Here is a 24,270-nt window from a genome sequence, read left to right as displayed (position 1 = left end):
GGGACGGACTACGGGAAGCGGCGGACTACAGGAAGTAGAGGCGGTTGAGCGAGACGGAGTCGGCGGGCTCGGACCTGACCGGGTCGCCGTCGAGCGTGACCAGGCCGGAGCGCTGGTCGACGTCGATGGAGCCGGTGCGGGAGTTGAGCCGCAGATCGGCGGGCCCGATGCCGCGGGTGCCGCGGACGGCGACGCGGCGCCGCCGGGTCGGCATCTGGTCGTTGCCCTGGTCGACGGCTGCCTGCGCGACGAAGGCCACGGAGATGTCGGCGGGCGTCGCGCCGTACGCCCCGAACTGCGGGCCGAGGACGAGAGGCTCGCAGGTGTCGGTGGCGGCGTTCGGGTCGCCCACGACGCCGTACGCCGGGAAGCCGGACTTCAGGACCAGCTGCGGCTTGGCACCGAAGAATTCGGGCTTCCACAGGACGATGTCGGCCATCTTGCCGACCTCGATGGAGCCGACCTCGTGCGCGAGTCCGTGGGCGATGGCGGGGTTGATGGTCAGCTTGGCCATGTAGCGCAGGACACGCGCGTTGTCGTCGTCCGCGCCGTCCCCGTCCATGGGGCCGAGCTCGGCCTTCATCTTCCCGGCCATCGCGAAGGTCCTGCGTACGGTCTCGCCCGCACGCCCCATGCCCTGCGCGTCCGACGAGGTGATCCCGATGGCACCCAGGTCGTGCAGCACGTCCTCGGCGCCCATGGTCCCGGCGCGGATGCGGTCACGGGCCATGGCGGCATCGCCCGGCAGATCGGTCTTCAGGTCGTGGACGGAGACGATCATCCCGTAGTGCTCGGCCACCGCGTCACGCCCGAAGGGCAGCGTGGGGTTGGTGGAGGAGCCGATGACGTTCGGTACGCCCGCCATCTTCAGGACGTTCGGTACGTGACCGCCGCCGCACCCCTCGATGTGGAAGGCGTGAATGGTCCGCCCCTCCAGCACCTTCAAGGTGTCCTCGACCGAGAGACACTCATTCAACCCATCGCTGTGCAGGGCGACTTGAACGTCATGCTCTTCGGCGACCCGCAGGGCGGTGTCGAGCGCCCGCGTATGGGCGCCCATGTCCTCGTGCACCTTGAAGCCCGACGCGCCGCCCTCGGCGAGCGCCTCGATCAGCGGGGCGTCGTGCGAGGACGAACCGCGGCCCAGGAAGCCGATGTTGACGGGCCAGGCGTCGAAGGCGTTGAACGCGTGCTTCAGCGCCCAGGGCGAGTTGACGCCGACGCCCCACACGGGCCCGAATTCCTGCCCGATGATCGTGGTGACACCGGAGGCCAGCGAGGCCTCCATGATGCGCGGCGAGAGCAGGTGGACGTGGGTGTCCACGGATCCGGCGGTGGCGATGAGCCCCTCGCCCGACACGATGGACGTACCGGTGCCGACGACGACGTCGACACCGTCGAGGGTGTCGGGATTACCGGCCCGCCCGATGGCGTGGATCCGGCCCTCCCTGATCCCTATGGACACCTTCCGGATGCCCTGCACGGCATCGATCACCAGCACATTACTGATGACGACGTCACAGGTCTCGCGGACGGCGGCGGCCTTCAGGTGCAGTCCGTCGCGGGCGGTCTTGCCGAACCCGGCGAGGAACTCCTCGCCGTACTGCTGCGCATCGGACTCCACCCGGACGGTCAGCCCGGAATCGCCGAGCCGGACGCGGTCGCCGGCGCGGGGGCCGTGCGTGGCGGCGTACTCGTACGGGGTGAGGCGGCGTGGTTCGGCGGGGTGGCCTCCGGGGCGGCTCATCGCTCGACCTCCTGCTCAGTCGTTTCCGGTACGCCGAGGTAGCCGCAGGCGGCGGCGCGGCGCAGGGCCTCTTCGCGGGCGCCCGGCGCGTCCAGCGGCCCGTCGACAAGGCCGGCGAAGCCGATCGCGATGCGCTCGCCGCCGATCGGCAACAGTCCGACCTCGGCGCTCTCGCCGGGCCCGAAGCGGATCGAGGACCCGGCGGGCACGGCCAGCCGCATGCCGTACGCGGCCACCCGGTCGAAGTCGAGGCGGGGGTTGGCCTCGAAGAAGTGGAAGTGCGAGGTGACGGATACGGGCACGGTCGAGGTGTTGCGCACGGTGAGCGTCGCGACGGGCGCGAGCTCCTCGTGCTCGGGGCCGGGGAGCAGCGCCCCTGGGGCCTCGTCCCCCAGCCCCGCACCGATCGGCTGCGAGACGACCGCGAGCCGCGAGCCGTCGTCGAAGACGGCCTCGACATGCACCTCGGTCACCACGTCCGCCACACCCGGCAGGACGTCGTCAGGACCGAGGACCGAGCGGGCGCGCTCGATCGCCTCGGCGAGCCTGGCCCCGTCGCGGGCCGCCTCGCACACCGCGTCCGCGATCAGCGCGGTCGCCTCGGGGACGTTGAGTCTGAGGCCGCGCGCCTTGCGGGCCCTGGCCAGCTCGGCCGCCCCGAAGAGCAGCAGCCGGTCGCGTTCCGTGGGGGTAAGCCGCACGCCACCACACCTCCATCATTTGAGCATCACTCTAACCACGAGATCGATGTGACGGAAGCATTGACGTGCGAGCAGGACTCAGGTCACATTGAGCGGCACTCAAACAGTCGGACGGCGGCCTGTGTGCGCAGGCGGCCACGATCGAGCGTCAGGGGCACCCTCATGCCGATAGAACAGCGCGGAGTCGACACCATCCCGGACGGGGAACGCACCAGCGGCCCCCGCGATCTCATCTCGATCCTGCTCGGCTCCAACCTCTGCCTCGGGGTGATCGTCTTCGGCTGGCTGCCGGTGTCGTTCGGCCTCGGCTGGTGGGCGTCGGTCACGTCCGTGGTGGCGGGCACGGTGATCGGTACGGCCCTCACGGCCCCCCTCGCCCTGGTCTCGCTCCGCACGGGCACGAACCTCTCCACCTCATCCGGCGCCCAGTTCGGCGTACGGGGCCGCCTGATCGGCTCGATCGTCGGGCTCCTCCTTTCCCTCGGCTACACCGCGCTGACCATCTGGATCGGCGGGGACGTGATGGTGGGCGTCCTGCACCGACTGACGGGCCTCCCGGCGAGCGGTCTCTCGTACGGGATCGTGTACGCGCTGCTCGCCGCCGCCACGGTGACGGGCGCGGTCTACGGCTACCGGGTCCTGCTGCGGCTGTCCCGCGTCCTCGCGGTCGGCATGACGGCGCTGCTGATCCTCGGGGCGGTGGCCTACGCCCCCGACTTCACGACCTCGGCCCTCCCCCAGGCGGGCGGCTACCTCCTGGGCTCCTTCTGGCCGACGTGGCTGCTCGCGCTGGTGGCGGCGGGCCTGAGCGGCCCGATCGCGTTCATCACGCTCCTGGGCGACTACACGCGCTACGTCTCCCCCACGCACCACAGCTCGCGCACGGTGCTGCGCGCATCGTGGATCGGCCTGCTGGCCGGCCTCCTCGTCCCCCAGCTCTTCGGTACGTTCACGGCGTACGCGGCGGGCGCGGCGCTCGACTACGCGGGCCCGCTGGTATCGGCGTCCCCCACTTGGTACTTGGTCCCGCTCCTCCTCGCCGCATCGGCGGGCTCGGTCGGCAACGCGGGCCTGATGCTGTACTCGATGGGCCTCGACCTGGACGCGATCCTGCCGCGGGCTTCCCGGGCGCGGGCGACGTACACGGTCGCGGTGGTGGCCACGGCGTGCGTGTTCGTGGGCCACTACGCGTGGGAGGCGCAGGACGCGATGACGTCCTTCGTGTTGCTCCTGACGGCGATCGGCACCCCGTGGGCGGTGATCACCCTGATCGGCTTCGCGCGCTGCGGGGGCGCGTACGACGCGGAGGCGCTCCAGGTCTTCAACCGCCGCTCCAGGGGCGGAATCTACTGGTACCGCGGGGGCTGGAACATCCCGGCGACGGCGAGCTGGACGCTGGGCGCGGCGGTCGGCCTGGCCTCGGTCTCGCTGCCCTCCTACGAAGGGCCGCTGCTCTCCCTCACCGGCGGGGTGGACTGCAGTTTCCTGCTGTCGGGCGTGGTGGGGGGCGTTGCGTACGTGGCACTGGAGCGGGGGCGGGCTGCGGAGCCTGTGGAACCTGCGTTCAGCGTGACCCCCTGAGCGGCTCGCCCGCAGCCAACCCTGACCGAACAGACCTTTCCCGCCCGATTGCCCCGCAGCGACACAGCGATCAGCCATCGATCAGCCGCGGTCGGCAACGCGCGGGAGGGGACGTGCCGGTATGTCTGCCCGGAGCACGGCTCCCGAAGGCCGCGGGGCCGAAGTAGCCCCGCAGCCACGGAAGATGGCGAGGACGGACATACCGGCGCGGCCCCGCACCCAAGACGGATCAGCCCCGCAGCCCGCCCAAGCCCCGCAGGGAACCCTCAGCCGAGGTCATGCATCCAGCCGTGCTTGTCCTCCGCCGTCCCCCGCTGCACATCCAGCAGCGCTTCCCGCAGCTTCATCGTGACCGGGCCCGGCTCACCGCCGCTCTGGGTCCACTCGCCCGAGCGGCACTTCACCGTGCCCACCGGAGTGATCACCGCCGCCGTACCGCACGCGAAGACCTCCGTCAGCGTGCCCTCGGACGTGTCGGCCTGCCACTGGTCGATCGACACCCGCGCCTCCTCCGACTTGTAGCCGAGGTCACGCGCGACCGTCAGGAGCGAGTCACGGGTGATCCCGGCCAGCAACGAGCCCGTCAACGTCGGCGTCACGATCTTGTCCCCGTACACGAAGTACAGGTTCATGCCGCCGAGCTCCTCGACCCACTTGTGCTCGACCGCGTCCAGGTACGCGACCTGGTCGCACCCCTTCTCCGCCGCCTCGGCCTGCGCGAGCAGCGACGCCGCGTAGTTGCCGCCGGTCTTGGCGTCGCCCACGCCGCCCGGGACCGCCCGCACGCGGTCCTCCGACAGCCAGATCGAGACGGGCTTGACGCCACCGGGGAAGTACGCGCCCGCGGGCGAGGCGATGACGATGAAGAGGTACTCGTTGGCCGGCTTCACGCCGAGCCCGACCTCACTCGCGATCATGAACGGACGCAGGTACAGCGACTCCTCGCCACCATGCGCCGGCACCCACGCCTTGTCCGCCTTCACCAGCGCGTCGCACGCCTCGATGAACGTCTCCACGGGCAGCTCCGGCATCGCGAGCCGCCGCGCCGACCGCTGGAAGCGCTCCGCGTTGGCCTCGGGGCGGAAGGAGGCCACCGAGCCGTCGGGGCGGCGGTAGGCCTTCAGGCCCTCGAAGATCTCCTGCGCGTAGTGCAGGACGTTGGTCGCCGGGTCGAGGGAGAGGGGGCCGTACGGCACGAGCTGCCCGTCGTGCCAGCCGCGGCCCTCCGTCCACTTGATCGTCACCATGTGATCGGTGAAGTGGCGACCGAACCCGGGGTTGGCCAGGATCGCCTCGCGCTCCGCCTTGGACAGCGGGCTCGAGGTCGGCTTGAGCTCGATCGTGGGTGTCGGCGTCGTCGTCATGAGTACTAGTCCTTCACGGTGTGATGGTGACGGACCGCGCTCACGCCAGTACTTCTCGTACTAGGACGTCCGAGTAACCCTGCATTCCGCGGCCCCACGTTCGATTATCGCTCGCGTGGCACCGAGGAAGAAACAGCGTGAATGCGGCCCAGGGGTCGATGGTGGCACCCGGAGCCGCATACGAGAAGCCGCCGGGTGGTCTACCAGACCCGGCGGCTTCTGTGTCTTGACGGTGAGCTACCGGGTCAGCCCGCTACTCGTACGGCGAGCGCGTCGCCGATCTGCTCGGTGCTGCGGACCGTTTCGCCGCGCTCCGCGAGGTCCGCGGAGACGGCGTTCTCGATGCGCGCCGCCTCGTCCTCGTAGCCGAGGTGACGCAGGAGGAGCGCGACGGACAGGACGGTGGCCGACGGGTCGGCCTTGCCCTGACCGGCGATGTCCGGCGCCGAGCCGTGCACGGGCTCGAACATCGAGGGGAACTCGCGGCTCGGGTTGATGTTGCCCGATGCCGCGACGCCGATGCCGCCGGAGACGGCCGCGGCGAGGTCGGTGATGATGTCGCCGAAGAGGTTGTCGGTGACGATCACGTCGAAGCGCGCGGGGTCGGTGACGAGGAAGATCGTCGCCGCGTCCACGTGCAGGTAGTCCGTGGTGACGTCGGGGAACTCCTTCGCCACCTCGTTGAAGACGTTCGTCCAGAGGTGACCGGCGTACGCCAGGACGTTGTTCTTGTGGACCAGCGTCAGCTTCTTGCGCGGGCGGGCCTGCGCGCGGGCGAAGGCGTCACGGACCACGCGCTCCACACCGAAGGCGGTGTTGACGGAGACCTCGGTCGCCACCTCGTGCGGGGTCCCGGTGCGGATCGAGCCGCCGTTGCCCGTGTACGGGCCCTCGGTTCCTTCGCGTACGACGATGAAGTCGATCTCGGGCTGACCCTTGAGGGGGGTCGCGACACCCGGAAGGAGCTTCGACGGCCGCAGGTTGACGTGGTGGTCGAAGAGGAAGCGGAGCTTCAGCAGGAAGCCGCGCTCCAGGACGCCGGACGGGACCGAGGGGTCGCCGATCGCGCCGAGGAGGATCGCGTCGTACTGCTTGAGGGCATCGACGTCGGCGTCGGTGAGGGTCTCACCGGTCGCGTGGTAGCGCCTGGCGCCGAAGTCGAACTCCTTGGTCTCCAGCTTCACATCCTGCGGGAGGACGGCATTGAGGACCTTGAGCCCCTGGGCCACGACTTCCTGGCCGATTCCATCACCGGGGATCACTGCGAGATTGATGCTGCGAGACATGCGAAACACCCTACGCCCCGTCCCAGGGGATGACACACGCAGTCCGGCATGCGGACACTCCTGGTCACGCCACGGGTGCGCCATCACATGGCCACTCTCCCTTTACCCTCAGGCCTGGCGGGAGTTGGGGGTCGCTGGGAAGTTCTCTCTACATGGACACCCCAAACGTCGGCATACCGGAGCGGCTCGCGGCCGAGATGAGCATGCCGGAGCAGCACGAGTACCTGCGCAAGAAGTTCTCGCGCCGCAAGGTCCTCGCCGGTTCGTTCGCCACCGCCGGCACGGTCGGCGGCATCGGCCTGCTCGCCGGGAGTTCGGGCAGCGCCCACGGCGAGGGCGCGTCGGCGTCGAGCCCGCTCGCCGCGACGTCCGCGCCCGTCAAGGTCGACGGCAAGCTGGTGGCTCCCTTCGCCCGGCACCTCGCCTTCGGGGCCGACCCGAAGACGCAGATGCGGGTCTCCTGGCAGGTGCCGTTCGCCGTCAAGTCCCCTTATCTGCGGGTGGGGTTGAAGCCCTGGGAGCTGAGCCGGAAGATCGAGGCGGAGGTGCGCGACCTGCACACCCCGTCCCTGTCGAAGAAGCTGCCCGCGGTCGAGCAGTACTACCTGCACGCGGCGCTCGACGGCCTGAAGCCCGGCACGACGTACTACTACGGCGTCGGGCACGACGGCTTCGACCCGGCCTCGCCCGAGCGGATGGCGACGATCGGCTCCTTCCGCACGGCGCCCGCGACACCGGAGAAGTTCGTCTTCACGGCCTTCGGCGACCAGGGCGTGAGCTATGACGCCCTCGCCAACGACCAGTTGATCCTGGGCCAGAACCCGTCCTTCCATCTGCACGCGGGCGACATCTGCTACGCGGACACCACCGGGCACGGCAAGGAGTCCGACACGTACGACGCGCGCGTGTGGGACACCTTCCTCGCGCAGACGGAGAGCGTCGCGAAATCCGTCCCGTGGATGGTGACGACCGGCAACCACGACATGGAGGCGTGGTACTCGCCCAACGGCTACGGCGGCCAGTCCGCCCGCTGGTCGCTCCCGGACAACGGCTTCGACCCGTCGAGCGCGCCGGGCGTCTACTCCTTCACGTACGGCAATGTCGGCGTCGTCGCGCTCGACGCGAACGACGTCTCGTACGAGATCCCCGCCAACAAGGGCTACACGGACGGCAAGCAGACCGCCTGGCTGGACCAGCGCCTGCGCGAGCTGCGGGCGGACGAGTCGGTCGACTTCATCGTGGTCTTCTTCCACCACTGCATGTACTCGACGGCTACGCACGCGTCGGACGGCGGGCTGCGCGACGCATGGCTGGAGCTGTTCACCAAGCACCAGGTGGACCTGGTCGTCAACGGCCACAACCACGTCTACGAGCGGACTGACGCGATCAAGGGCGGCGAGGTCGGCAAGCCCGTGCCGGTCGGCGCGTCGACCGATCCGACGCGCGACGGCATCGTGTACGTCACCGCGGGCGGCGCTGGCAAGGACCTCTACGACTTCCCGGTCGGCGTGAAGGACAGCTACGAGGGGAACGTCGAGGACCGCGAATCGATCCTGTCGTTCCACTGGACGAAGTCGCGTCTGCCCGACCCGGACACGGTGGAGTGGTCACGGGTGCGGTACACCGGCTTCTCGTTCCTCGCGGTGGAGGTGACGGCCGGCGCCCACCCGAAGCTGACGGTCTCCGCGCTCGCCGAGAGCGGAGAGCGCGTGGACCACTTCGAGGTGGTGCGGGCGGGTCAGTGACCCGTCGCGCCTCCGTTGTCCCTGCGGTCGAGGGCGCGCTGCAGGGCCGCGGCGGCCTTCCTGCGCTCGGAATCGCTCGTACGGGAAGCGTGACGGACTCGGCGTGCGGTCGTCTCGGCCATGGGAGATCCACTCCTTGAGAAAAAAGCAGGGTGATTTCGAGACTCCCCCACTGCCTAATGGGCGTGGGGGGACCCCCAGAGGCAGGGAGCTGCGGAGCCGCAGGGGTTGCCTGCATGGGGCTCCGGCTCACGACCGCCATTCGCTTGGTCGAGCGAGACGTTCGGCTTCTACAAAGCTAAGCGAGGACGGAGCGTCTGTCTCCACAATTACTCGGACTTCCTACTATCTGAGACGGCCGTCCTTACCTGCCCCTCCTTTGGCGGCTCCGAGCTCGCGGATGAGAGCCTGCGCGGCGACCGTGGCGGTCGGCTCAGAAGATGTCGCCGTCGCGCCAGTCGATGAGCAGCTCGTGTGCCGGGTCGAGGCCGTCGCCCCACAGGAGCGGCGGGTCCTCGTCCGGCATGAGCACCACGCCCGTCGGGTCGAGTGTGCCGACCTTCCCCTTCCACTCCCGCCAGCCGCGCGCGAGGTAGAGCCGCTCCCCCTGGGACGACGCCGAGAGCGCGCCCAGCGCGTACGCCCGGTCGATCACCCGCTCCAGGGCGCCCATCACCTGCCCGCCGAGGCCCTGGCGCTGCCGGTCCGGGCGGACGGCGACCGCTTCGACATAACCGGCGCGCAGCGAACGGCCGTTGTGCAGGACGCGGCGCTGGACGACGGAGCCGTGCGCGAGGAGGAGGCCGGAGTCGTCGCGCACGAGGGCGTGCACGCCGCCGAGGCCGTGGTCCCAGTCCTGGTCGCTGAAGTCCCCGTCGAACGCCTCGTCCATCAGGGCGCGGGCCGCACGGAGTTCGACGGGGTCGAGATCGCAGGTATGGGCCGTACGCAGCGTGGTCACCCCTCCACCGTACTCAGGCCAAACTTGAGTACGCACGCCGATTTGCCGGTGGCCGGGCAGCGGCAGAGTCGGTGCCATGAACGGCCTCTACGCTCTCAAGCCCTGGTACGCGGACCGCTTGTCCGGCGTACGCGGCGCGCTCGCCCGCCGCCAGGTGTCGCCGGACACCCTCACCGTGGCGGGTGTGGTCTGCGCGGCGGGCGCGGCGGCGGCGCTCGCCTGGCTGCCGGTGCCGTTCGCCGCGCTCCCCGTGGCCGTGCTGCTCGCCGCCCGGCTCGCCTTCGCCAACCTCGACGGCGCGCTGGCCCGCGACACGGGCCGCACGTCGCGACGCGGCGCGCTCCTGAACGAACTGGGCGACCGGGCGGCCGACCTGGCCATGCTGGCGGGTTTCCTGACGCTGGCCCCGCTGTGGCTGGTGGCGACGGCGGGCCTCGCGGCGACGCTGCCTTCGTGGGTGTCGCTCGCGGGCGCGGCGGCGGGCGCGCCCCGCCTGAACGGGGGCCCGGTCGGCAAGACCGAGCGCTGCGCCCTCGTGGTCCTCGCGGCGGCTTCCGGGTGGGTGGCTCCGGTGCTCGTGGTGATCGCCGCGGGTTCGGTGCTTACGGTGGGGCTCCGACTCGCGCACCTGTGGCGGGAGTTGGAGGCCTCCTCGGTGGCCGCCGGTGATGTGCGGAGCGAGCGGTGAGCGCGGCGTTCATCGCCGGGGAGGCCGCCGGGCGCGCGTTGCCCGTGGTCGCCGGAGTGCTCGGCGCCGGTGGGGTGGCCGTCGCGGCGCTGCCCTCGCGGGTGCGGATGCGGGCGGAGTTGCGCAAGCGGTGGCGGACCTGGGCGCTGGCGGCGCCGCTCTTCCTCGGGGCGTTCTTCCTTGGCCGGGCGGGGGCGTTCGCGCTCGCGGCCGGGCTCGGGGTGGTCGCCGTGGGCGAGTACGCGCGGATGGCGGGGCTGCCGCGGGGCGAGCGGGCGGTGCTGTGGGCGGGCGCGCTGGCGGTACCGGGGGTCGCGTGGGCGGCGCCTGGTGCGGTGGACCTGCGGACGGCCGGGTGGCTGCTGATCGGCGCCGCGCTGGCCTCGCTGCTCTCCGGTGACGCGGCGAACGGCTACACGCGCACCTGCCGGACCCTCTTCGGCCTGCTGTGGATCCCCGTCTCGCTGAGCGGGCTCGTGCTTCTCGGCGAGACGGCGGTGGCGGTGGGCGTCGCGGTGGCCTTCGGGGATGTGGGGGCGTGGTGCGGGGGCACGGCGCTCGGCCGCAGGGGGCCGCTGTCCCGGCCGCTGTCTCCGCTCTCCCCCAACAAGACCTGGGCGGGTGTCGCGGGCGCCGCCGCCGCGACCGCCGCCGCGCTGGCCGCGGTGGGCGCGTTCTCCCTCGTGCTGTGGGGCGCGGTGCTCGTGGGCTGCGTACTCGGGGATCTTCTGGAGTCGATGGTCAAGCGCGAGGCGGGCGTGAAGGACGCGGGGAGCTGGCTGCCGGGATTCGGCGGTCTCCTCGACCGGATCGATTCGCTGCTGGTCGCTCTGTTGCTGACGATGGTGGTGACGCTGTGAAGGTGCGTACGCGGGGGCGCTCGGGACATCCAGCCCGTCCGGCGCCGGAGGACGAGCCCTGCGCGGCCAGTGACCGTCGGCGCCCGAAGCGGGGCGCGGCACGTCTCCGCCGCGCCCTGTGGTGGACCCTCCTCACCCTCACCGGCGGTGTCGAGCGGCGCGGTCACCTCCCGTCCGGTGGCTGTGTCGTCGTGGCGAACCACTCCTCCCACGCGGACACCGCGGCCCTCCTCGCGGCCCTTGACGCCCGCCACGCGCCCGCGATCGGCGCCGCCGCCGACTACTGGTTCGCCTCCCGCTGGCGCAGCCGCATCTGCAGCCGTCTCGCCGCGGGGTTCCCCGTGCGCCGTACCGGAGGCGGCATGGACGACCTCCTGTCCAGGGCGGACGCCCTGCGCGCGGGCGGCGCCGTCGTCCTCTTCCCCGAGGGCACCCGCGCGCGGGAGGGCGAGCTGGGCGCCTTCCACAAGGGCGCCCTGATCCTGGCCCGGCAGGCGGACGTGCCCATCGTCCCGGTCTCCATCGACGGCACGGCCCGCCTCCTGCCCAAGCACGGCAAGCTCCGCCCCACCCTGGTCAGGGTCCGCATCGGAGCCCCGCTGCCCCCTGACACCACACCGGAAGCGGCGCGTGACGCGGTGGCGGAGCTTCATCGGCGTACGGCGGCCGAGCCGCTCAGGGACTCCGTCACGCGCAAGCGGACCGCCGCTGTCATCGGCTCCCGCTGGGGGCTCGCGGCGGCCTTCGTCTGGGCCTTCGCGGAGGCGCTGAGCTGGCCCCTGATGCCGGAACTGTTCCTGGGGATCGCCTGCGTGGCGGTGCCGCGCAGGGCCCTGAAGCTGTCCCTCACGGCACTCGCGGGCAGCCTGGCGGGCAGCCTGCTCGCTCTCCAACTGGCGGCATCGGGCATGCAGTTGCCGCATCCGCTGACCACGGACCGGATGCGCGCCGAGGTGCGCGCCGAACTCGCTGCCGAGGACGCGGCCGCCGTGCGCCATCAGCCCTGGAACGGCATCCCCTTCAAGGTGTACGCACGCGAGGCGGGCCACGCCGACGTCGCGCCGCAGGACTGGCTGGCCCAATCGGCGCTCTCCCGCGGCTCCCGCACCCTCACGGTGGGCCTCACTTTCGGGGCCTTCGGGTTCCTCGTGCATCGCCTCCGGCGGTTCTACGGTCTGTATCTGGCCCTCCTCGGTGGCGGATTCACGGTCGGGCTCTCATTGATCGTGACGGGGTGGAGCTGACCGGGGCACACTCGTGGGCATGGCTGACGAAACCGCAGAACGGCCCTGGACGCCCATCCACGGCGAGCCCTACCGCTCCGTTCCGTACCGCCCCGAGCGGATGCCCGAAGCCCAATCCCTCGCGCAGGCCGCCGAGTTGCGCGCCCGGATGCGGGAGCGGCGCACGGTGCGGCAGTTCGCACCCGACCCGGTGCCCCCGCAGGTCGTGCGGGACGCCATCGCGTGCGCGGCGACGGCGCCGTCCGGCGCGCACCAGCAGCCGTGGACGTTCGTCCTCGTCCAGGACCCGCAGGTGCGCCGCCGCATCCGCGAGGCCGCCGAGCACGAGGAGCGCGTCTCGTACGACGGACGGCTCGGCGAGGAGTGGCTGGCCGCGCTGCGGCCACTCGGCACGGACGAGGTGAAGCCGCATCTGACGGACGCGCCCGCGCTCGTCGTCGTCTTCCAGCAGCGCTACTGGCTGGGCGAGGACGGCACCAAGCACAAGCACTACTACGTCGACGAGTCGGTCGGCATCGCGGTGGGGATGCTCCTGTCCGCGCTGCATCTTTCGGGCCTTGCCGCGTTGATCCACACGCCGAGCCCGATGCGGTTCCTGTCCCAGGTGCTCGGCAGGCCCGAGAACGAGAAGGCGTTCGCGGTGATCCCGGTGGGTTATCCGGCGCAGGACTGCCAAGTGCCCGATCTCGTACGGAAATCGCTGGATCAGGTCCTGGTCGAGGTCTGACCGGACGCCTGAGCGGACACCAACTGGCGCTCCAGGGAGGGGTAGTCGGTGTATCCCTCGGCTCCGTTGGTGTAGAGGTGGGCCGCGTCGATCTCCTGGAGGGGCGCGCCTGCCGCGAACCGCGCCGGCAGGTCGGGGTTGGAGATGAAGGCCCGCCCGTACGAGACGAGATCCGCAAGGCCCTCGGCGAGGACCGCCTCGCCCGCCTCCAACGTCGTCGGATCGCCGTTCTCACCGACGTTGCCGATGAGGAGACCGTGCCAGCGCGGGCGCAGGTCCGCGAGGGCGGGGTAGCTGTCGTTGTCCGTGAGGTGGAGGTAGGCGAGACCGAGCCCGTCGATCTCGTCGAGCAGAGCGCGGTAGACGGGGCCGGGATCGGCCTCCGCCATGCCGAACTGGGGGTTGCCCGGCGAGAGTCGGAGCCCGAGCCGCTCGGCGCCGATGGCGTCGGCGACGGCGTGTACGACCTCGACGGCGAAGCGGATGTTGTCGGCGATCGAGCCGCGGCCGTACGCGTCGGTGCGGAGATTGGTGTTGTCGGCGAGGAACTGGTGGATCAAATAGCTGTTGGCACCGTGCAGTTCGACCCCGTCGAAGCCCGCGGCGATGGCGTTGCTGGCGGCGTCCGCGAAGTCCTGGACCGCCGTGCGGATGTCGTCGATGCTCATCTCGCGCGGGGCGACGTAGTCGGGCTTGGTGCCGTCTGGGCCGTGTGCGTGGCCGGGCGGGGTCACGGCCGAGGGCGCGAGCGGCAGGTCGCCGTCGATGCGGGCCAGCGGGTGGCCGTTGCGGCCGCCGTGCATCAGCTGGGCGTAGATCCGGCCGCCGGCGGCGTGCACGGCGTCGGTGACCCGCCGCCAGCCCGCCACGTGTGCGGCGGTCTGGAGCCCCGGGTAGCGCCAGCCGCTCTGGCCACGGCTGCTGGGCCAGATGCCTTCGGTGACGATGAGTCCGGCGCCGGCGCGCTGGGCGTAGTGGTCGGCGACGACGGGCAGCGGGGTGCCGTCCTCCGCGGCGCGGGCGCGTGTCATGGGGGCCATCACGATGCGGTTGGGGAGGTGGCCGATGCGGGCGGCGGAATAGGGGGCGAGGAGCGAGGCGTTCGTCATGTTCGTCATGCCGGAAAGGTAGAAGCTGACACCGGTGTCAGATTCAAGTGCTTGAGCTAGTGCGGAGGGACGTGGACATGAGGATCGGCGAGCTGGCGGAACGCACCGCGGTGAGTGAGCGGTCCCTGCGCTACTACGAGAAGCAGGGCCTGCTGCACGCGGACCGCACACCGGGCGGCCACCGCGACTACCCGGAGTCTGCGGTCGACCGGGTCGTCCACATCCAGGAGCTGTTCGCTGCGGGCCTGTGCAGCGCGAAGATCGTGCAACTGCTTCCGTGCATGCGGGACAAGGACGGCGGCCCGTCGGAGACGGCCACGCCGTGGCTGGTGGACCAGCTGTCGGTGGAGCGGGCACGGATCGACGGCATGGTGGAGGAGCTGCTGCGGGCGCGGGGAGTGCTGGACGAGGTGATCTCAGCGGCGTCGGGTTCCGGCGGGCCGCCTCCGGTCGCCTGAGGCGACCTTCGGCCGCCTGAGGCGCCCCTTCTCACCCGCCCGTCCCGCGGGGGAAAACAACACCGCCCCCGACCGGGGTGGGGCCCAGGTCGGGGACGGGGTTCAGGGGGGGCCGCGAAGCCCCGGGCGGGGTCAGCCCATGTGCGGGTAGCCGTACTCCGTCGGCGGAACCAGCGTCTCCTTGATGGCGCGGGTCAGCGTCCACCGCTGCAGGTTCTGCGGGGCGCCGGCCTTGTCGTTCGTGCCCGAGGCACGCCCGCCACCGAACGGCTGCTGGCCGACGACCGCGCCGGTCGACTTGTCGTTGATGTAGAAGTTGCCCGCCGCGTAGCGGAGCTTCTCCATCGTGGCGGCGGCAGCCGCGCGGTCACCCGCGATGACCGAGCCCGTCAGCGCGTAGTCCGACGCCGACTCCATCTGGGCCAGCATCTCCTCGTACTTGTCGTCCTCGTAGACGTGGACCGCCAGGAACGGGCCGAAGTACTCGGTCGTGAAGACCTCGTTCGCCGGGTCCGAGCACTCGACGACGGTCGGCCGGACGAAGTAGCCCACCGAGTCGTCGTAGGTGCCGCCCGCGACGATCGTGCAGGTCGGGTCGGCCGCCGCGCGGTCGATCGCCGCCTTGTTCTTGGCGAACGCGCGCTCGTCGATGACCGCTCCGATGAAGTTGGAGAGGTCCGTGACGTCGCCCATCTTGATGCCGTCGACCTCGGCCGCGAACTCCTCCTTGAAGCCGGAGTTCCAGATCGAGGCGGGGACGTACGCACGCGAGGACGCGCTGCACTTCTGGCCCTGGAACTCGAAGGAACCACGGGTCAGGGCGGTCTTGAGGATGGCGCGGTCGGCGCTGGGGTGCGCGACGACGAAGTCCTTGCCGCCGGTCTCGCCGACCAGGCGCGGGTACGTGCGGTAGTTGGCGATGTTCTCGCCGACCGTCTTCCACAGGTGCTGGAAGGTCGGGGTCGAGCCGGTGAAGTGGATGCCCGCCAGGTCGCGGTGGGTCAGGGCCACCTCGGAGACGGCCTTGCCGTCACCGGTCACCAGGTTGATGACGCCCTTGGGCAGACCGGCCTCTTCCAGGAGCTGCATGAGCAGCACGGCGGCGTGCGTCTGCGTCGGGGACGGCTTCCACACGACCACATTGCCCATGAGGGCCGGGGCGGTGGGCAGGTTGCCCGCGATCGCGGTGAAGTTGAACGGCGTGATCGCGTAGACGAAGCCCTCGAGCGGGCGGTGGTCCAGGCGGTTCCAGACGCCGGTCGAGTTCGCAACGGGCTGCTCGGCGAGCAGGTCACGGGCGTACTTGACATTGAAGCGCCAGAAGTCGATCAGCTCACAGGGAGTGTCGATCTCGGCCTGCTGGGCGGTCTTCGACTGGCCGAGCATCGTGGACGCGGCGAGCGTCTCGCGCCACGTCGTGGAGAGCAGCTCGGCGGCGCGCAGGATGATCGCGGCGCGGTCGTCGAAGGACATCGCGCGCCAGGCGGGAGCGGCGGCGAGCGCGGCGTCGACCGCGTCCTGGGCGTCCTGCTTGGTGGCGCCGCGGCCGGTGCCGATGACGGACTTGTGGTTGTGCGGCTGCACGACCTGGAAGGGCTCACCGCCACCGAGGCGCTTGACACCGCCGATGGTCATCGGCAGCTCGATGGGGTTCTCGGAGAGCTCCTTGAGCTTGGTCTCGAGGCGGGCACGCTCCGGGGAACCGGGTGCGTAGCCGTGCACCGGCTCGTTGACCGGCGCGGGGACCTGGGTCACGGCGTCCATGAGTTCCGTATCTCCTTAAGGGGGGTCGGGGGAAGTCGGGAGAGGAGCGCTCAGCCCTTGTGGGGAATCAGCCCTTGGTGAGGATGGAGCGGGCGAAGAAGAGCAGGTTGGCCGGCTTCTCCGCGAGGCGGCGCATGAAGTATCCGTACCAGTCGGTGCCGTAGGCGGTGTAGACGCGCATCCGGTGGCCCTCGGCCGCGAGCCGCAGGTGCTCGTCGCTGCGGATGCCGTACAGCATCTGGAACTCGTACTCATCCAGTTTGCGCCCCGCACGCCGTCCGAGCTCCTGTGCGATGGAGATCAGGCGCGGGTCGTGGGACCCGATCATCGGGTACCCGTCGCCCTCCATCAGGATGCGCATGATGCGCACGTACGCCTTGTCGATCTCCGCCTTGTCCTGGTACGCGACCTCGGCGGGCTCCTTGTAGGCGCCCTTCACGATGCGTACGCGGCTGCCCGCGGCGGCCAGGCGGCGGGCGTCGTCCTCGGTGCGGAAGAGGTAGGACTGGATGACGCAGCCGGTCTGCGGGAAGTCCTTCCGCAGCTCCTCGTGGATGGCGAACATCGAGTCGAGGGTGGTGTGGTCCTCGGCGTCCAGGGTGACCGTGGTGCCGATCCGGGCGGCGGCGATGACGACCGGACGGACGTTGGCGAGGGCCAGCTCGTGGCCGCCCTCAAGGGCCTGGCCGAACATCGAGAGCTTGATGGACATCTCGGCCTTGGTGCCGAGGCCGAGGTCCTTGAGGCGCTCGACGAGCTCCAGGTAGGCGTCGCGCGCGGCGGCGGCCTGCTCGGGCGTGGTGATGTCCTCGCCGACGACGTCGAGGGTGACCTCGAGGCCCTTGTCGGCGGCGTCCGTGATGATCGGCACGACCTGATCCACGGTCTCACCGGCGATGAAGCGGGCGACGACCTGCTTGGTGCCCGGGGCCGCCGAAACGAATCGGCGCATCTGGTCGCTGCGCGACGCGGCGAGGATCACGGGACCCAGCACGGGCACCTCCACGGAGAGTAGAACGGGGCCGTACCTGGATACGCGTAACGACCGGATACGGCACGGAGAACCACCGTGAAACTTAAGGATCCCTCCGATCCTGGGCCATCGACAGCTGTCACGCATCCGTGCCCTGGATCTCAGACATCTGTCTGAGGGCGGGGGCGAACTACGTCAGAATGGACAGTGTGAAAGGCGATTACCAGGAACTGGTCGACGAGATCTCGACGCTGCTCGGCGCCCCCGCGACACTGGAGAACCGCGACTTCGAGCTGATCGCCTTCGGCGCGCACGACAGCGGCGACAGCGACTTCGACGCGGCGGCCCTCGACCCGGTGCGCACCCGCTCGATCCTCACGCGCCGCTCGACGGCCGGGGTCCGCACCTGGTTCGAGAGCTTCGGCATCACCCGCGCGACGGCCCCGATCCGCATCCCGCCCACCCCGGAGGCGGGCGTCCACCGCGGGCGGATCTGCCTTCCCGTACGGCATCGGGGGTTCGCCCTGGGGTACGTATGGCTGCTCGACGACGATCCGGGGCCCACGGACGCCCAGCTGACCGCGGCCATGGAGGTCGCCGCCCGCATCGGCGCGCTCCTCGCCGACGAGGCGCAGGCCGGCGCCGATCTGACCCGGGAGTTCCGGGCCGTCCTGACCGCCGAGCGCGGCTGGCAGCGGGACATGGCGGTGGCCGACCTGCGCACGGCGCTCGGCCCGCGCGGCGAGGGCCTGCACGCGGTGGTATGCGTCGCCCCCTGGCCTTCCGCCGACCCGGACTCCGCCCCTTCGGTCCGTACGGTGCAGGGGGCCACCGCCCTGTGCACGGTGCCGTGGGGCACGGCGGGCCAGAGCCTCGCGGTCCTGGTCCGGCTGCGTTCGGCGGACGTGCGCACCCCTGCGGTGTCCGCGGCCACGCGGCTCCTGGAGTCGGCGAAGGGCGCGGCGGCGGGCATCGCGAACGCCCGGCACGGCCTGGACGAGCTGGGCGCCGCCTGGTGGGAGGCGTCGACGGCGGCCCGCGCGGCCCGCGCCGAACCCCGTTTCGCCCCGGTGGCCCAGTGGTCGGAGGTGGGCCCCTACCGCCTGCTCACCTCCCTGCCCGCCGAGGCCGCCGAGGACCCGGTGGCCCGCGCGTTGCTCTCCCCCGCTCATCGCGAACTCGCCCGCACCGCCGAGGTGTTCCTGGACTGCGCGGGCCAAGCGGGCCGCACGGCGGCGGAGTTGGGCATCCACCGCCAGACGCTCTACTACCGCCTCTCGCGCGTGGAGCAGCTCACGGGCCTCGATCTGGACGACGGCGAGGACCGGTTGTTGCTGCACATGGTCCTGAAGGCGTCACGGCTCTAAGAGCACGCTCTCGGGCTTCATGCCCTCGGTGAGCCGAACAAACGCCGGGCGGGCTGGAGATATCCAGCCCGCCCGGCGTTTGAGGACGAACTCGGCGGAGCCGGTGATGAACCGGCGGCCGAAGCTTCGGGGTGCCCCCTAGTCGGTCAGGTTCACCGCACGGACGGACTCCGCCCCGATCTCCTCGGCCAACTCGTTGAGCACCGCCTGCGGCACGGTGTCATCCACCGTGAGGACAGCAAGGGCCTCCCCGCCGACGTCAGCGCGAGCGACCTGCATGCCGCCGATGTTGATGCCCGACTCGCCGAGGACACGGCCGACGGTGCCGACGACACCGGGACGGTCCGCGTACCGCAGGACGACCATGTGCTCGGCGAGCGCCAGGTCCACGTCGTACTCGCCGATGGCGACGATCTTCTGGAGGTGCTTGGGGCCCGCCAGCGTGCCGGAGACCGAGATCTCCTCGCCGCCGGTCATCGTGCCGCGCACCGTGACCACGTTCCGGTGGTCCGGGGACTCCGAGCTCGTGGTGAGGCGGACCTCGACGCCGCGCTCCTGGGCGAAGAGAGGCGCGTTCACGTACGAAACGGTCTCGTCGACGACGTCCTCGAACACGCCCTTGAGCGCGGAGAGTTCGAGCACCTTCACGTCGTGCTGCGTGATCTCGCCGTACACCTCGACGTCGAGACGGGCCGCCACCTCGCTCGCGAGGGCGGTGAAGATCCGGCCGAGCTTCTCGGCGAGCGGCAGACCGGGGCGCACGTCCTCGGCGATGACGCCGCCCTGGACGTTCACGGCGTCCGGGACCAGCTCGCCCGCGAGGGCGAGACGCACCGACTTGGCGACGGAGACACCGGCCTTCTCCTGCGCCTCGTCCGTCGAGGCGCCGAGGTGCGGCGTGCAGACGACCTGGTCGAACTGGAAGAGCGGGGAGTCCGTGCAGGGCTCCTTCGCGTACACGTCCAGACCGGCACCGGCGACGCGGCCCTCCTTCAGCGCGGAGTACAGCGCCTCCTCGTCGACGATCCCGCCGCGCGCGGCGTTCACGATGCGGACGGCGGGCTTGACCTTGTGCAGTGCGTCGTCGCCGATCAGACCGACCGTCTCGGGGGTCTTGGGCAGGTGCACGGTGATGAAGTCCGAGACCTCGAGCAGCTCGTCGAGCGTGAGGACCTTGACGCCCATCTGCGCGGCGCGCGCGGGCTGCACGTACGGGTCGTACGCGACGACCTTCATGCCGAAGGCGCTCATGCGCTGCGCGACCAGGGCGCCGATGCGGCCGAGGCCCACGACACCGAGGGTCTTCTCGGCGAGCTCGACGCCCGTGTACTTGGAGCGCTTCCACTCGCCGGCCTTCAGGGCCTGGCTGCCCTGGGGGATGTTCCGCGCGGTGGCGATGAGCAGGCCACAGGCGAGCTCGGCTGCGGTGACGATGTTCGAAGTGGGTGCGTTCACCACCATCACGCCGGCCTTGGTGGCGGCGGACACGTCCACGTTGTCCAGGCCCACGCCCGCGCGGGCGACGACCTTCAGCTTCTTGGCGGCCGCGATGGCCTCGGCGTCGACCTTGGTCGCGGAGCGGACCAGAATCGCGTCGACGTCGGCGATGGCGGGCAGCAGCTCGGCGCGGTCCGCGCCGTTGCACTGACGGATCTCGAAGTCCGGGCCCAAGGCGTCGACAGTGGCGGGCGACAGCTCTTCAGCGATGAGTACGACCGGTTTGCCGTTGGCAGCAGTGCTCACGTGAGTCCTCACAAGTCCAATGCGGACGGCCGTCCCGACGGCCGCATGCGGTGTCGCTTAGCCGCGTGGAAGACGCACGACGCTGTGGGCCCGACGCGATTGTTGAAAGCAGTCTAGTGGCGCAACGGAGGTCGTCTTACGCCTCCGCGGAAGGATCACTCGTCCGTGGCTGGACGAGGTGGACAACGCCGGAGGGAGATCACTCCCTCCGGCGTTTCCGGTATGCCTCAGGCCTCTTCGTCGACCCACGACATGAGCTTGCGCAGCTCCTTGCCGGTGGTCTCCAGGAGGTGGTTCTCGTCCTGGGTCTTGTACTCGTTGTACTTCTTCAGACCGCCGTGGTACTCGTCCATCCACTGCTTGGCGAAGGTGCCGTCCTGGATCTCGGTCAGGACCTTCTTCATCTCGGCCTTGGTGGCGTCCGTGATGATGCGCGGGCCGGTGACGTAGTCGCCCCACTCCGCGGTCTCGGAGATCGACCAGCGCATCTTCTCCAGGCCGCCCTCGTACATGAGGTCCACGATGAGCTTCAGCTCGTGCAGGCACTCGAAGTACGCGATCTCCGGCTGGTAGCCGGCCTCGGTCAGCGTCTCGAAGCCGGCCTTGACCAGCGCCGCGGTGCCACCGCAGAGCACGGCCTGCTCGCCGAAGAGGTCGGTCTCGGTCTCCTCGGTGAAGGTCGTCTTGATGACGCCCGCACGCGTGCCACCGATGCCCTTGGCGTACGAGAGGGCCAGCGCGAAGCCGTTGCCGGTCGCGTCCTGCTCGACGGCCGCGATGCACGGAACGCCGCGGCCTTCCTCGTACTGGCGGCGGACCAGGTGACCCGGGCCCTTCGGGGCGACCATACAGACGTCGACGCCCTCGGGGGCCTTGATGAAGCCGAAGCGGATGTTCAGGCCGTGGCCGAAGAACAGCGCGTCGCCGTCCTTGAGGTTGTCCTTGATGGACTCCTCGTAGACCTGGGCCTGGATCGGGTCCGGCACCAGGATCATGATGACGTCGGCCTCGGCGGCGGCCTCCGAGGGGGTCACGACGCGCAGGCCCTGCTCCTCGGCCTTGGTCTTGGACTTGGAGCCCTCGTGCAGACCGACACGGACGTCGACACCCGAGTCACGGAGCGACAGCGCGTGGGCGTGGCCCTGGCTGCCGTATCCGATGACCGCGACCTTGCGGCCCTGGATGATGGACAGGTCGGCGTCGTCGTCGTAGAACAGCTCGGCCACTGGAAATCTCCTATGTGTGCTGGTGTTGCGACCCACCGTACGGCGGGCGGGTGAGGGAAGTTTTACGGTCTCGGTATGCGGGCGTGCCCGGTGGGCCGTTCTGGCTGGTTCAGGCCGAGCGGTCGAGCGCCCGCAGGCTGCGGTCCGTGATGGAGCGGGAGCCGCGGCCGATCGCGATGGTGCCGGACTGGACGAGCTCCTTGATGCCGAAGGGTTCCAGCATCTTGAGCATCGCCTCCAGCTTGTCGCTGGAGCCCGTGGCCTCGATGGTGACCGCCTCGGGCGAGACGTCCACGGTCTTGGCGCGGAACAGTTGGACGATCTCGACGATCTGCGAGCGCGTCTCGTTGTCGGCGCGGACCTTGGCGAGGACCAGTTCGCGGGCCACGGCGCCGGCCGGCTCGAGTTCGACGATCTTCAGGACGTTGACGAGCTTGTTGAGCTGCTTGGTGACCTGTTCGAGCGGCAGGTCCTCGACGTTCACGACGATGGTGATGCGTGAGATGTCGGGGTGCTCGGTGACGCCCACGGCCAGGGAGTCGATGTTGAAGCCGCGGCGGGAGAACAAGGCGGTGATCCGGGCGAGGACACCGGGCTTGTTCTCGACCAGGACGGAGAGCGTGTGCTTGGTGGACATGACTCGTGGTCTCTCTTTCGCTCTCGGTCTCAGTCGTCTTCGTTGTCGCCGAAGTCGGGGCGGACCCCGCGGGCGGCCATGACCTCGTCGTTCGAGGTGCCGGCTGCGACCATCGGCCAGACCTGGGCGTCCTCGTGGACGATGAAGTCGACCACGACGGGGCGGTCGTTGATGGCGTTGGCCTCGGCGATGACCTTGTCGAGGTCCTCGGGACGCTCGCAGCGCAGGGCCACGCAGCCCATGGCCTCCGACAGCTTCACGAAGTCCGGGACGCGGGTGCCCTTGTTGGGGCCGATGTCCTCGGGACCGCTGTGCAGCACGGTGTTGGAGTAACGCTGGTTGTAGAACAGCGTCTGCCACTGGCGGACCATGCCCAGGGCGCCGTTGTTGATGATGGCGACCTTGATCGGGATGTTGTTCAGCGCGCAGGTGGTCAGTTCCTGATTGGTCATCTGGAAGCAGCCGTCGCCGTCGATCGCCCAGACCGTGCGGTCGGGCTGACCGGCCTTGGCGCCCATGGCGGCCGGGACCGCGTACCCCATCGTGCCCGCGCCGCCGGAGTTGAGCCAGGTGGCGGGCTTCTCGTAGTCGATGAAGTGGGCGGCCCACATCTGGTGCTGGCCGACGCCCGCCGCGAAGATCGTGCCTTCGGGGGCGAGCTTGCCGACGCGCTCGATGACCTGCTGCGGGGAGAGCGAACCGTCCTCGGGCTGCGTGTAGCCCAGGGGGTAGGTGTCGCGCCAGCGGCTCAGGTCCTTCCACCAAGCGGTGTAGTCGCCCTTCTGGCCCGCGGTGTGCTCGGCCTGGACCGCCTGGATCAGGTCGGCGATGACCTCGCGGGCGTCTCCGACGATCGGCACGTCGGCGGCGCGGTTCTTGCCGATCTCGGCCGGGTCGATGTCGGCGTGGACGATCTTCGCGAAGGGCGCGAAGCTGTCCAGCTTGCCGGTGACGCGGTCGTCGAAGCGGGCTCCGAGGGCGACGATCAGGTCGGCCTTCTGCAGCGCGGTGACGGCGGTGACCGCTCCGTGCATGCCCGGCATTCCCACGTGCAGCTCGTGACTGTCGGGGAATGCGCCGAGCGCCATCAGTGTGGTGGTGACGGGCGCTCCGGTCAGCTCTGCCAGGACCTTCAGCTCCGCGGTGGCGTGCGCCTTGATGACGCCGCCGCCGACGTAGAGGACGGGCCGCTTGGCCGCGGTGATCAGCTTGGCGGCCTCGCGGATCTGCTTGGCGTGCGGCTTGGTCACCGGCCGGTAGCCGGGCAGGTCCTGGGTGGGCGGCCACTGGAAGGTGGTCCGCGCCTGGAGGGCGTCCTTGGCGATGTCGACCAGGACAGGTCCGGGACGGCCGGTGGAGGCGATGTGGAAGGCCTCAGCGATCGTCGCCGGGATGTCCTCGGCCTTGGTCACCAGGAAGTTGTGCTTGGTGATCGGCATCGTGATGCCGACGATGTCCGCCTCCTGGAAGGCGTCCGTGCCGATCGCCTTGGAGGCCACCTGGCCGGTGATCGCGACCATGGGCACGGAGTCCATGTGGGCGTCGGCGATCGGCGTGACCAAGTTCGTGGCACCGGGGCCGCTCGTCGCCATGCACACGCCGACCTTGCCGGTGGCCTGCGCGTAACCGGTGGCCGCGTGGCCCGCGCCCTGCTCGTGCCGGACCAGGACGTGACGGACGCGCGTGGAGTCCATCATCGGGTCGTACGCGGGAAGGATGGCGCCGCCGGGGATGCCGAATACCGTGTCGGCCCCGACTTCCTCGAGAGAACGAATGAGGGACTGCGCACCCGTGACGTGCTCGACGGGGGCGGACTGCTGTCCTGAGGTTCGGGGCCGCGGCTGCGGATGGTGGGCCCCGGTGGCCTGCTCGGTCATCGGCATTCTCTTCTCGAAGCTGAGGGTTTGTGCGGGGTGTTTGCGGGGATTTGGCGGGCGCCTGTGCAACAAAAAACCCCTCGTGCCGTGAGGCAGGCGAGGGGAGCGCGTCGGAGCGGGTGCAGGGATTCCGGTGTTCGGACCGGTGACTCCCAGCTTCAGCCGACGCGCTTTCCAAGTACGAGAATTCGGGTGCGCATGGCATTGACCCT

At 70.3% G+C, this 24,270-nt stretch carries 21 protein-coding genes; 8 read left to right on the top strand and 13 right to left on the bottom strand.

From position 1 onward, the window contains the following. Positions 1 to 25: 25 nt before the first annotated feature. Both AC5P1C_RS28525 and ureA read right to left on the bottom strand, forming a co-directional pair. Positions 26 to 1,747: an urease subunit alpha gene (locus tag AC5P1C_RS28525; RefSeq protein ID WP_493868811.1), complete on the bottom strand. Its 1,722-nt coding sequence runs from the start codon at positions 1,745 to 1,747 to the stop codon at positions 26 to 28. Continuing rightward, positions 1,744 to 2,448, bottom strand: a complete 705-nt coding sequence (gene ureA / locus AC5P1C_RS28520) for an urease subunit gamma (RefSeq protein WP_493868810.1) — start codon at positions 2,446 to 2,448, stop codon at positions 1,744 to 1,746. Before ureA ends, AC5P1C_RS28525 begins: the two co-directional genes overlap by 4 nt. Before the next feature lie 162 nt (positions 2,449 to 2,610). On the opposite strand from ureA, the gene AC5P1C_RS28515 reads away from it, so the two are divergent. After that, a complete protein-coding gene (locus tag AC5P1C_RS28515; protein ID WP_493868809.1) occupies positions 2,611 to 4,029 on the top strand; it encodes a cytosine permease in 1,419 nt (472 codons plus the stop codon). A 266-nt stretch (positions 4,030 to 4,295) separates the two neighbouring features. Here the strand turns inward: AC5P1C_RS28515 and AC5P1C_RS28510 are convergent, their stop codons facing one another. Both AC5P1C_RS28510 and AC5P1C_RS28505 read right to left on the bottom strand, forming a co-directional pair. After that, positions 4,296 to 5,393 (bottom strand): branched-chain amino acid aminotransferase, encoded by a 1,098-nt coding sequence (locus AC5P1C_RS28510; RefSeq protein WP_493868808.1) that lies wholly within the window; start codon positions 5,391 to 5,393, stop codon positions 4,296 to 4,298. 245 nt (positions 5,394 to 5,638) lie between these two features. Continuing rightward, positions 5,639 to 6,679 (bottom strand): 3-isopropylmalate dehydrogenase, encoded by a 1,041-nt coding sequence (locus tag AC5P1C_RS28505; protein WP_493868807.1) that lies wholly within the window; start codon positions 6,677 to 6,679, stop codon positions 5,639 to 5,641. Positions 6,680 to 6,831: 152 nt separating this feature from the next. On the opposite strand from AC5P1C_RS28505, the gene AC5P1C_RS28500 reads away from it, so the two are divergent. Beyond that, positions 6,832 to 8,424 carry a purple acid phosphatase family protein gene (locus tag AC5P1C_RS28500; protein ID WP_493868806.1) on the top strand — a complete coding sequence of 531 codons (1,593 nt, stop codon included), beginning with the start codon at positions 6,832 to 6,834 and terminating at the stop codon, positions 8,422 to 8,424. On the opposite strand, the gene AC5P1C_RS28495 is transcribed toward AC5P1C_RS28500, so the two are convergent. Together AC5P1C_RS28495 and AC5P1C_RS28490 are read right to left on the bottom strand one after the other, a co-directional pair. After that, positions 8,418 to 8,546: a hypothetical protein gene (locus AC5P1C_RS28495; RefSeq protein ID WP_493868805.1), complete on the bottom strand. Its 129-nt coding sequence runs from the start codon at positions 8,544 to 8,546 to the stop codon at positions 8,418 to 8,420. The genes AC5P1C_RS28500 and AC5P1C_RS28495 overlap by 7 nt on opposite strands. A gap of 311 nt (positions 8,547 to 8,857) precedes the next feature. After that, positions 8,858 to 9,463, bottom strand: a complete 606-nt coding sequence (locus AC5P1C_RS28490; protein ID WP_493868804.1) for a GNAT family N-acetyltransferase — start codon at positions 9,461 to 9,463, stop codon at positions 8,858 to 8,860. Here AC5P1C_RS28490 and AC5P1C_RS28485 point away from each other — a divergent pair. Genes AC5P1C_RS28485 through AC5P1C_RS28470 form a run of 4 tightly spaced genes read left to right on the top strand, consistent with a single transcriptional unit; the run spans position 9,462 to position 12,904 of the window. Then, positions 9,462 to 10,073, top strand: coding sequence for a CDP-alcohol phosphatidyltransferase family protein (locus tag AC5P1C_RS28485; RefSeq protein ID WP_493868803.1), 612 nt, complete (start codon positions 9,462 to 9,464; stop codon positions 10,071 to 10,073). The genes AC5P1C_RS28490 and AC5P1C_RS28485 overlap by 2 nt on opposite strands. Then, on the top strand, positions 10,070 to 10,933 hold the full coding sequence (locus tag AC5P1C_RS28480) for a phosphatidate cytidylyltransferase (RefSeq protein ID WP_493868802.1): 864 nt from the start codon (positions 10,070 to 10,072) through the stop codon (positions 10,931 to 10,933). Before AC5P1C_RS28485 ends, AC5P1C_RS28480 begins: the two co-directional genes overlap by 4 nt. A 2-nt stretch (positions 10,934 to 10,935) precedes the next feature. Then, a complete protein-coding gene (locus AC5P1C_RS28475) occupies positions 10,936 to 12,177 on the top strand; it encodes a lysophospholipid acyltransferase family protein (RefSeq protein ID WP_493868801.1) in 1,242 nt (413 codons plus the stop codon). Between the two features lie 19 nt (positions 12,178 to 12,196). Continuing rightward, on the top strand, positions 12,197 to 12,904 hold the full coding sequence (locus tag AC5P1C_RS28470; RefSeq protein ID WP_493868800.1) for a nitroreductase family protein: 708 nt from the start codon (positions 12,197 to 12,199) through the stop codon (positions 12,902 to 12,904). Here the strand turns inward: AC5P1C_RS28470 and AC5P1C_RS28465 are convergent. Continuing rightward, positions 12,883 to 14,022 carry an alkene reductase gene (locus AC5P1C_RS28465; protein ID WP_493868799.1) on the bottom strand — a complete coding sequence of 380 codons (1,140 nt, stop codon included), beginning with the start codon at positions 14,020 to 14,022 and terminating at the stop codon, positions 12,883 to 12,885. The two genes, AC5P1C_RS28470 and AC5P1C_RS28465, sit on opposite strands and share 22 nt — an antisense overlap. Before the next feature lie 68 nt (positions 14,023 to 14,090). Between AC5P1C_RS28465 and AC5P1C_RS28460 the strand changes: the two genes are divergently transcribed. After that, entirely contained in the window at positions 14,091 to 14,471 is a 381-nt protein-coding gene (locus AC5P1C_RS28460; RefSeq protein ID WP_493868798.1) for a MerR family transcriptional regulator, read from the top strand. Positions 14,472 to 14,603: 132 nt separating this feature from the next. Here AC5P1C_RS28460 and pruA read toward each other — a convergent pair whose 3' ends face one another. Together pruA and AC5P1C_RS28450 are read right to left on the bottom strand one after the other, a co-directional pair. Next, positions 14,604 to 16,235, bottom strand: a complete 1,632-nt coding sequence (gene pruA / locus AC5P1C_RS28455; protein ID WP_493868797.1) for an L-glutamate gamma-semialdehyde dehydrogenase — start codon at positions 16,233 to 16,235, stop codon at positions 14,604 to 14,606. Positions 16,236 to 16,302: 67 nt separating this feature from the next. Further along, positions 16,303 to 17,229 (bottom strand): proline dehydrogenase family protein, encoded by a 927-nt coding sequence (locus tag AC5P1C_RS28450; protein WP_493868796.1) that lies wholly within the window; start codon positions 17,227 to 17,229, stop codon positions 16,303 to 16,305. Between the two features lie 179 nt (positions 17,230 to 17,408). Here AC5P1C_RS28450 and AC5P1C_RS28445 point away from each other — a divergent pair, with 179 nt between their 5' ends. Continuing rightward, the gene (locus AC5P1C_RS28445; protein WP_493868795.1) at positions 17,409 to 18,575 is read left to right on the top strand and encodes a PucR family transcriptional regulator; all 1,167 of its coding nucleotides are present in this window, start codon (positions 17,409 to 17,411) and stop codon (positions 18,573 to 18,575) included. Positions 18,576 to 18,713: 138 nt separating this feature from the next. Here AC5P1C_RS28445 and serA read toward each other — a convergent pair whose 3' ends face one another. The 4 genes from serA to AC5P1C_RS28425 form a co-directional block, all read right to left on the bottom strand. Further along, complete coding sequence (gene serA / locus AC5P1C_RS28440) at positions 18,714 to 20,318, bottom strand: phosphoglycerate dehydrogenase (protein ID WP_493868794.1); 1,605 nt, start codon at positions 20,316 to 20,318, stop codon at positions 18,714 to 18,716. A gap of 227 nt (positions 20,319 to 20,545) precedes the next feature. Next, complete coding sequence (gene ilvC, locus AC5P1C_RS28435) at positions 20,546 to 21,544, bottom strand: ketol-acid reductoisomerase (protein WP_493868793.1); 999 nt, start codon at positions 21,542 to 21,544, stop codon at positions 20,546 to 20,548. 109 nt (positions 21,545 to 21,653) lie between these two features. Then, on the bottom strand, positions 21,654 to 22,181 hold the full coding sequence (gene ilvN / locus AC5P1C_RS28430; RefSeq protein ID WP_160507374.1) for an acetolactate synthase small subunit: 528 nt from the start codon (positions 22,179 to 22,181) through the stop codon (positions 21,654 to 21,656). Positions 22,182 to 22,210: 29 nt separating this feature from the next. Beyond that, positions 22,211 to 24,058: an acetolactate synthase large subunit gene (locus tag AC5P1C_RS28425; RefSeq protein ID WP_493868792.1), complete on the bottom strand. Its 1,848-nt coding sequence runs from the start codon at positions 24,056 to 24,058 to the stop codon at positions 22,211 to 22,213. Positions 24,059 to 24,270 lie beyond the last annotated feature (212 nt).

Source organism: Streptomyces sp. A18, from assembly GCF_059026065.1.
The sequence above is the reverse complement of the archived record's forward strand: the minus strand, read 5'-3'. Positions and strand labels throughout refer to the sequence as shown.

Coding starts and splice junctions, on each gene's coding strand:
- AC5P1C_RS28525 (WP_493868811.1), bottom strand. CDS start 1,747: ATGAGCCGCCCCGGAGGCCACCCCGCCGAACCACGCCGCCTCACCCCG.
- AC5P1C_RS28515 (WP_493868809.1), top strand. CDS start 2,611: ATGCCGATAGAACAGCGCGGAGTCGACACCATCCCGGACGGGGAACGC.
- AC5P1C_RS28510 (WP_493868808.1), bottom strand. CDS start 5,393: ATGACGACGACGCCGACACCCACGATCGAGCTCAAGCCGACCTCGAGC.
- AC5P1C_RS28505 (WP_493868807.1), bottom strand. CDS start 6,679: ATGTCTCGCAGCATCAATCTCGCAGTGATCCCCGGTGATGGAATCGGC.
- AC5P1C_RS28500 (WP_493868806.1), top strand. CDS start 6,832: ATGGACACCCCAAACGTCGGCATACCGGAGCGGCTCGCGGCCGAGATG.
- AC5P1C_RS28495 (WP_493868805.1), bottom strand. CDS start 8,546: ATGGCCGAGACGACCGCACGCCGAGTCCGTCACGCTTCCCGTACGAGC.
- AC5P1C_RS28485 (WP_493868803.1), top strand. CDS start 9,462: ATGAACGGCCTCTACGCTCTCAAGCCCTGGTACGCGGACCGCTTGTCC.
- AC5P1C_RS28490 (WP_493868804.1), bottom strand. CDS start 9,463: ATGGCACCGACTCTGCCGCTGCCCGGCCACCGGCAAATCGGCGTGCGT.
- AC5P1C_RS28470 (WP_493868800.1), top strand. CDS start 12,197: ATGGCTGACGAAACCGCAGAACGGCCCTGGACGCCCATCCACGGCGAG.
- AC5P1C_RS28465 (WP_493868799.1), bottom strand. CDS start 14,022: ATGACGAACATGACGAACGCCTCGCTCCTCGCCCCCTATTCCGCCGCC.
- AC5P1C_RS28460 (WP_493868798.1), top strand. CDS start 14,091: ATGAGGATCGGCGAGCTGGCGGAACGCACCGCGGTGAGTGAGCGGTCC.
- pruA (WP_493868797.1), bottom strand. CDS start 16,235: ATGGACGCCGTGACCCAGGTCCCCGCGCCGGTCAACGAGCCGGTGCAC.
- AC5P1C_RS28445 (WP_493868795.1), top strand. CDS start 17,409: ATGGACAGTGTGAAAGGCGATTACCAGGAACTGGTCGACGAGATCTCG.
- ilvN (WP_160507374.1), bottom strand. CDS start 22,181: ATGTCCACCAAGCACACGCTCTCCGTCCTGGTCGAGAACAAGCCCGGT.
- AC5P1C_RS28425 (WP_493868792.1), bottom strand. CDS start 24,058: ATGACCGAGCAGGCCACCGGGGCCCACCATCCGCAGCCGCGGCCCCGA.